Raw genomic sequence first — 6,451 nt, 5'->3', positions numbered from 1 at the left:
CCAATACTTTGAAAGCGCACATGGCCAATTAACCTCCTTTATTCACCTTATAGCGGATGAGGGAGAGAACAAATTTCATTATTATTTTGTGGCCGCTATTGCGGCTCATGGAGGTTAATATGAGCAATTTAAACACCGGAAGAAGAGGTCTGGCAATTAAAACAATTGTTGCAATAGGTATAGGAGCGGCTCTGGTTGTTGCCATATACCAGGTCAGTATTCCTGTCGGTTTTATTCCCAACACAAGACTTCAGTTCAATGCGGCAGTTATCGCCATAATAGGTGCTATTTTCGGGCCTGTGGCAGGATTGTTCACAGGGCTGATTTCACATACACTTGGTGATGCGCTGTTTTATGGCGGAGTGTGGTGGAGCTGGGTAATAGCTGATGCCGTATACGGACTGCTGGTTGGTTTAACCTTTAAAAAGCTGAAAATTTATGAAGGCGGTTTTGGAAGCAAGCAGGCTCTCATATTTAATATCAACCAATTTTTAGCCAATGCTGTTGCGTGGATACTGGTTGCACCCGTACTTGACATACTGATATATGCGGAACCCTCCGACAAGGTTTTTGCACAGGGTGTGACTGCATTTGCGGTTAACGGGGCCGTAACACTTATTGTCGGAACCATCCTTGCGTTTGCGTATTCCAAAATACGTGTAAAGAACTCAAGCCTGGAGAAGGAAGCCTGAGGCATTCCCTCCCTGCAGGAGCAAGTCCGGAAAGATATGTGGAAAAATCATGGCAAATGCATAGTAATATGGCGGATACATAGTAGATACATACCAGTTTACTGAAATAATAATTATTAAACATTAAAAGTGGTTGTTTGATACAGCCACTTTTTTACACAGAGGAAACTATGAGAAAAGCTGTAATTGAATTTAAAAATTTTTCTTTCAAATATCGTGTTCAAAAGTTACCTTCTCTGTCAGATATAAATCTAACAATATATGAGGGTGAAAAGGTTCTGATTGTGGGACCTTCCGGCTCGGGCAAATCGACACTGGCAAATTGCATAAATGGGCTGGTGCCTTTTTCTTATGCAGGCGTAACAGAGGGGGATTTGAGGATCAAGGATCAGAACCCGGCCGAGCTTGGCATATTCGGGCTGTCCAAACTGGTAGGAACGGTTCTTCAGGACACCGATGGACAGTTTGTGGGCCTTACCGTAGCAGAGGATATCGCTTTCTCACTGGAAAATGATTGTATGGAACAGTCCGAAATGCTGGGGCGGGTGGCGGAAACTGCCGGAATAGTGGAATTGACCCAATATATGGGCCACTCTCCCCAGGCCCTGTCTGGAGGACAGAAGCAAAGGGTGTCTCTTGGAGGCGTGCTTGTGGACAATGTCGATATATTACTTTTTGATGAGCCGCTGGCAAACCTTGACCCCGCAACGGGAAAATATGCAATGGAGCTGATCGACAGGATACACAGGGATTCAAAAGCTACCATACTGATAGTGGAACACAGGCTTGAGGATGTGCTTCACTGCAATGTGGACAGGGTCATAGTTATGACCGAAGGGCGGATTGTTGCAGATACGGTTCCTTCCGAACTGCTTTCCTCAGATATTCTAAAGAAAACGGGAATCCGGGAACCCTTATATATCACTTCCTTGAAGTATGCCGGCTGCGATATTTCGGCCTCAATTCGTCCTGAGCATATTGATTCCATAGTATTGGAGGATTTAAAAGACAAGCTTGTCAAATGGCATGAGAATAATATTCCGGAGCTTAATGAACCTCAGAGTTCAAAGCTTCTGGAATTGAAAAATATAAGCTTCGGCTATGAGAAAAACAGACCGGTATTAACGGATATTAATTTTGACATTTATAAAGGTGAAATGGTGGGGCTTGTGGGGCAGAACGGAGCGGGAAAATCCACTCTTTCAAAAATAATATGCGGCTTCGAAAAACCTTCTGCCGGCACCATATCACTCAACGGAAAGAGTCTGGATACAGACAGTATTGCAGAGAGAGCACAGAAGATCGGGCTTGTAATGCAAAATCCAAACCATATGCTTTCAAAGCCCATGCTCTTTGATGAAGTGGCCCTGGGACTTGTCACAAGAGGCAAAAGCAAGGAGGAAATTGACGGCTGTGTTTTTGACGTCTTAAAGATCTGCGGCTTGTATGAGTTCAGGAACTGGCCCATTTCAGCACTGAGTTACGGACAAAAGAAGAGGGTGACAATAGCCTCGATCCTCGTGTTGAAGCCGGAGGTTATAATACTGGATGAACCCACTGCAGGCCAGGATTTCAGGCATTATACCGAATTTATGGAATTTTTGCTGAAATTGAACCGTGAGAGGGGTACGACAATATTGATGATAACCCACGACATGCATCTTTTGCTGGAGTATACCGAACGTTCGGTTGTATTGGCGGGCGGAAGGGTAATTGCAGATGCTAGACCTGCCTTGGTTCTCACCAATGATGAAATTATAAATAAGGCAAGCCTGAAAAGGACTTCCCTGTATGAATTGGCCATGAGAACGGGGATAAAGGACTCACGTGCCTTTGTGCAGCATTTCATTGATTATGACAGGAGGATACGGTCAAATGGCGCGGATGTTAAGTTATAGCGATAAGGGAAGTGTCATCCACTCACTGAGCGGGACCACCAAACTTCTTTATTTTCTGATCTGGTCTCTGGCCAGTATGATCACATATGACACCAGGCTGTTATTATTCATGTTTGTTGTGAGCCTGGTCATATTCAGGGTCTCGAAAGTAGATTTTGAAGATATAGCCTTTGTCCTGAAGCTGATACTGGTATTCCTTTGTATCAACCTGATAGCCATCTTTATCTTTTCGCCTGAAGAGGGTGTGAAAATTTATCAGAGCAGAACCCTGATTGTACATTTATTCGGAAATTACAATCTTACCGTCCAGCAGCTTTTTTATGAGATGAATGTGGCACTGAAGTATTTCACAATAATACCGATTGCACTGCTTTTCATACTGACCACCAACCCCAGTGAATTTGCTTCAGCTTTAAATAAGATCGGTATAAGCTATAAAATAAGTTATGCTGTGGCCATAACCCTGCGCTACATACCGGATATGCAGCGGGACTATGTCACTGTATCCCAGGCCCAGCAAGCCAGGGGTATAGACATGTCGAGGAAGGTAAGCCTTTTGAAGAGAATAAAAAATGTGGCTGCGGTGCTGATACCTTTGTTTTTTTCAAGTATGGACAGGATCGAGACCATAAGCAATGCAATGGAATTGCGGGGCTTCGGAAAGAAAAACAAAAGAACCTGGTATGCTGCCAGAAAAATGAAAAGGCTGGATTTTGCAGTTATATCGGCCCTGGTCATACTTGCGGTAATTGCAGTTATCATAACCTTTGCGGGCGGAAGCCGGTTCTATAATCCATTTGCATAGCCGTCAGGCGGGTAAGCTTTTTGAAAGTATGCGTATATGCACTGCTGTTTATATGATTTAACTGCGGCTTTGTGCTATAATACAAATATTATTTTCAAACGTTATTTTGAATATTTTGAGGTTTTACATAAATGACTACCGTTAATGTGCAGGACAAAAAGCGCAATATCCTTAAAGATTTTTTGGAAGGATCCAGGCTCAGTATTCCCATTGCTCTGGGATATTTCCCTGTATCCTTTACTTTTGGCCTGATGGCCGTCAGAGGTGGTATTCCTGTCTGGATAGTAATTCTAATATCCATGACAAATATCACATCAGCGGGACAGTTTGCAGGAACAAATCTGATAATAGCAGGTGCAGGACTTACCGAAATTGCTGTTACAACTTTTGTAATAAACATCCGGTATATGCTGATGTCCCTTTCACTTTCCCAGAGGCTTGTTGCAGGGGTTTCCAGCATTAAAAGGCTGATAATGGCTTTTGTTGTTACCGATGAAACCTTCACTGTGGCAGCAATGCAAAAGCGGGATATAAGTTTTTCCTTCATGGCAGGGCTGGAGCTGCTCCCGTATATTGGCTGGTCGGCCGGTACTGCAGTGGGCGCAATGGTTTGTACCCTGCTGCCCCAAACTTTGCAGGACTCGATGGGCATAGCACTGTACGCAATGTTTATTGCCCTGGTAATTCCGGCTGCAAAAAAATCCAGAGCTGCGCTGGTGGTGGCAGGCTGCGCTATAATAATAAGTACCGTTATCAAATGGATTCCTGTTTTCTCGTTTATTTCTGGGGGCTGGAGAATAATAATTGCCACGGCAATAGCCTGTACTCTGGGAGCTAAAATGTTTCCGCCTCAGGATGCCGAAACAGACCGGGAATGAGAAGTATTTATCAAAATTTTGCGGCCGCTGTGCGGCTTAAAGCCATAATATGGATTAGGAGCTCAAAGGTTGAAAGAAATTATAAAAATGAGTAAAGGAGGTACCGGGCCCATGCCATTTCTATCATTATGTTTTGTGCAAAAGGCTGGGCATGGGCATTTATATGGATAAGGTGTTGGCAGCAGTACTGCTGATGGCGCTGGTCACCTACCTGCCCAGAGTGCTGCCCCTGGCTATTTTCAAGAATAAAATAAGGTCGCGTTTTCTTACGGCTTTTCTGAGCTATGTGCCGTATGCCGTTCTGGGGGCAATGATATTTCCCGACATACTGACCTCTACGGGGCATCTGGCGTCTGCAGCAGCAGGCCTTGTAATTGCTTCGGTCATGGCGTACTTTGAAAGAGGACTTTTGCAGGTGGCTGTCTGTGCCATCATAGCGGTATACGTATGTGAGCTGATATTGGTAAGAATGGTATAATATTATATTATTAGTGATATATTTATAATTTATCTATATGGGAGGACATTATGCAGAAGAGATATATTTTGTCGTTGGACCAGGGAACTACCAGTTCCAGAGCGGTCCTGTTCGACAGCCTGACAGGTCAGATAGCCGGTATGAAGAGCGTTCCCTTGAGACAGATATACCCTCAGCCGGGCTGGGTCGAGCATGATCCCTCTGTCATATACGATGACCAGCTGGAGGCAATGACAGGAGCTATTGAAGAGGCTGCTGTCAGCCCGGAGCAGATTGCCTGTATCGGCATAACAAATCAGAGGGAAACAGTGGTGGTATGGGAAAAGTCCACCGGCAAACCTGTTTATAATGCCATCGTGTGGCAGTGCAGGAGAAGCTCCGATATCTGCGACAATTTGAAAATAAGCGGGTTGGTGGCTGATATCAAGCGAAAAACCGGCCTTGTAATAGATGCTTATTTTTCAGGAACTAAAATCAAATGGATACTTGATAACGTTGAAGGTGCCAGGGAAAAGGCCGAAAAAGGTGAACTTCTGGCAGGAACCATTGATTCCTGGCTGGTATGGAAACTGTCGGGCGGTCAGACCCATGTAACCGATTATTCAAATGCTTCAAGGACCATGCTCTATAATATAAAGGAGCTCCAATGGGATGAAGATATGCTCAGGGTGCTTGATATTCCGGAATGCATGCTGCCAAAGGTGGTTCCCTCCTCCGGCATATGCGCATATACAAAATACAGGACAGATGGATCAAAGACTGATGACAGTCTGGATTACAAGGAAAGGGTTGTCAAAAATATATTGGACGCCGGGATACCTGTTTCGGGAATGGCGGGAGACCAGCATGCGGCCCTGTTCGGCCAGGCCTGTTTCAAACCCGGTGACGCAAAAAATACATATGGCACCGGCTGTTTTATACTCATGAACACCGGTAAAACTCCGGTGGAATCCAAAAATAATCTGCTGACCACCATAGCATGGGGGATAGACAACGAAGTTGAGTACGCGTTAGAAGGCAGTGTTTTTAATGCAGGTGCGGCAATTCAGTGGCTCAGGGATGAATTGGGCATTATTGATAGTGCGCAGCAGAGCGATATGATGGCCGAACAGGTGGAGGATACCGGCGGAGTGTATGTGGTTCCGGCATTTACGGGCCTGGGTGCTCCTTATTGGGATATGTATGCAAGGGGTACAATTATAGGCCTGACAAGAGGAACCAATAAAATGCATATAGCCAGAGCAACACTGGAGGCCATAGCCTACCAGAGCAGAGATGTCCTTGAAGCCATGAGGAAGGATTCAAGCATGGAACTTAATATGCTGAAGGTTGACGGAGGAGCAAGTGTAAGTGAATTTCTGATGCAGTTCCAGTCCGATATACTGAACATTCCCGTACTCAGGCCGGTAATAAGGGAAACAACCGCGCTGGGGGCGGCTTATCTGGCAGGCCTTGGGGTTGGCATATGGAAATCCAGAGAGGAAATAGCCGACAGCTGGAACCTGGATACAATATTCAGACCTTCAAATAATAAAGAGCATTTTGATACGTTATATTTAAAATGGAAAAATGCGGTAGAGCGCTCTATGAAGTGGGATTTATAGGCCAGTGAAGAGGTGTGCACAGAGCTTCCGATTTGGCGGAATTTTTGTGTAATTATCATAAGGAAGTGTACTATATCATTTTAATGTGTTATAGTA

General features: G+C 44.7%; 6 protein-coding genes. All 6 read left to right on the top strand.

Annotated elements, in window-relative coordinates:
• Positions 1 to 119 precede the first annotated feature (119 nt).
• The 6 genes from T344_RS0111390 (at position 120) to glpK (ending at position 6,355) form a co-directional block, all read left to right on the top strand.
• A complete protein-coding gene (locus tag T344_RS0111390) occupies positions 120 to 692 on the top strand; it encodes an ECF-type riboflavin transporter substrate-binding protein (protein WP_027628820.1) in 573 nt (190 codons plus the stop codon).
• A gap of 170 nt (positions 693 to 862) precedes the next feature.
• A complete protein-coding gene (locus tag T344_RS0111385; RefSeq protein ID WP_027628819.1) occupies positions 863 to 2,590 on the top strand; it encodes an ABC transporter ATP-binding protein in 1,728 nt (575 codons plus the stop codon).
• A complete protein-coding gene (locus tag T344_RS0111380) occupies positions 2,568 to 3,395 on the top strand; it encodes an energy-coupling factor transporter transmembrane component T family protein (protein ID WP_027628818.1) in 828 nt (275 codons plus the stop codon). Before T344_RS0111385 ends, T344_RS0111380 begins: the two co-directional genes overlap by 23 nt.
• A gap of 131 nt (positions 3,396 to 3,526) precedes the next feature.
• Positions 3,527 to 4,273 carry an AzlC family ABC transporter permease gene (locus T344_RS0111375; RefSeq protein ID WP_034861146.1) on the top strand — a complete coding sequence of 249 codons (747 nt, stop codon included), beginning with the start codon at positions 3,527 to 3,529 and terminating at the stop codon, positions 4,271 to 4,273.
• A 163-nt stretch (positions 4,274 to 4,436) separates the two neighbouring features.
• On the top strand, positions 4,437 to 4,751 hold the full coding sequence (locus tag T344_RS0111365) for an AzlD domain-containing protein (RefSeq protein WP_027628816.1): 315 nt from the start codon (positions 4,437 to 4,439) through the stop codon (positions 4,749 to 4,751).
• A 50-nt stretch (positions 4,752 to 4,801) separates the two neighbouring features.
• Positions 4,802 to 6,355 carry a glycerol kinase GlpK gene (gene glpK, locus T344_RS0111360; RefSeq protein WP_027628815.1) on the top strand — a complete coding sequence of 518 codons (1,554 nt, stop codon included), beginning with the start codon at positions 4,802 to 4,804 and terminating at the stop codon, positions 6,353 to 6,355.
• The last annotated feature ends 96 nt before the right edge of the window (positions 6,356 to 6,451 follow it).

Origin of the sequence: Ruminiclostridium cellobioparum DSM 1351 = ATCC 15832, assembly GCF_000621505.1 — a bacterium.
Lineage (GTDB): Bacteria > Bacillota > Clostridia > Acetivibrionales > DSM-1351 > Ruminiclostridium > Ruminiclostridium cellobioparum.
This window is presented reverse-complemented; position numbering and strand designations above follow the sequence as displayed.

Excerpts from the sequence above, each read along its gene's own strand:
- glpK (WP_027628815.1), top strand. The coding sequence starts at position 4,802 with ATGCAGAAGAGATATATTTTGTCGTTGGACCAGGGAACTACCAGTTCC.
- T344_RS0111375 (WP_034861146.1), top strand. The coding sequence starts at position 3,527 with ATGACTACCGTTAATGTGCAGGACAAAAAGCGCAATATCCTTAAAGAT.
- T344_RS0111365 (WP_027628816.1), top strand. The coding sequence starts at position 4,437 with ATGGATAAGGTGTTGGCAGCAGTACTGCTGATGGCGCTGGTCACCTAC.
- T344_RS0111385 (WP_027628819.1), top strand. The coding sequence starts at position 863 with ATGAGAAAAGCTGTAATTGAATTTAAAAATTTTTCTTTCAAATATCGT.
- T344_RS0111380 (WP_027628818.1), top strand. The coding sequence starts at position 2,568 with ATGGCGCGGATGTTAAGTTATAGCGATAAGGGAAGTGTCATCCACTCA.
- T344_RS0111390 (WP_027628820.1), top strand. The coding sequence starts at position 120 with ATGAGCAATTTAAACACCGGAAGAAGAGGTCTGGCAATTAAAACAATT.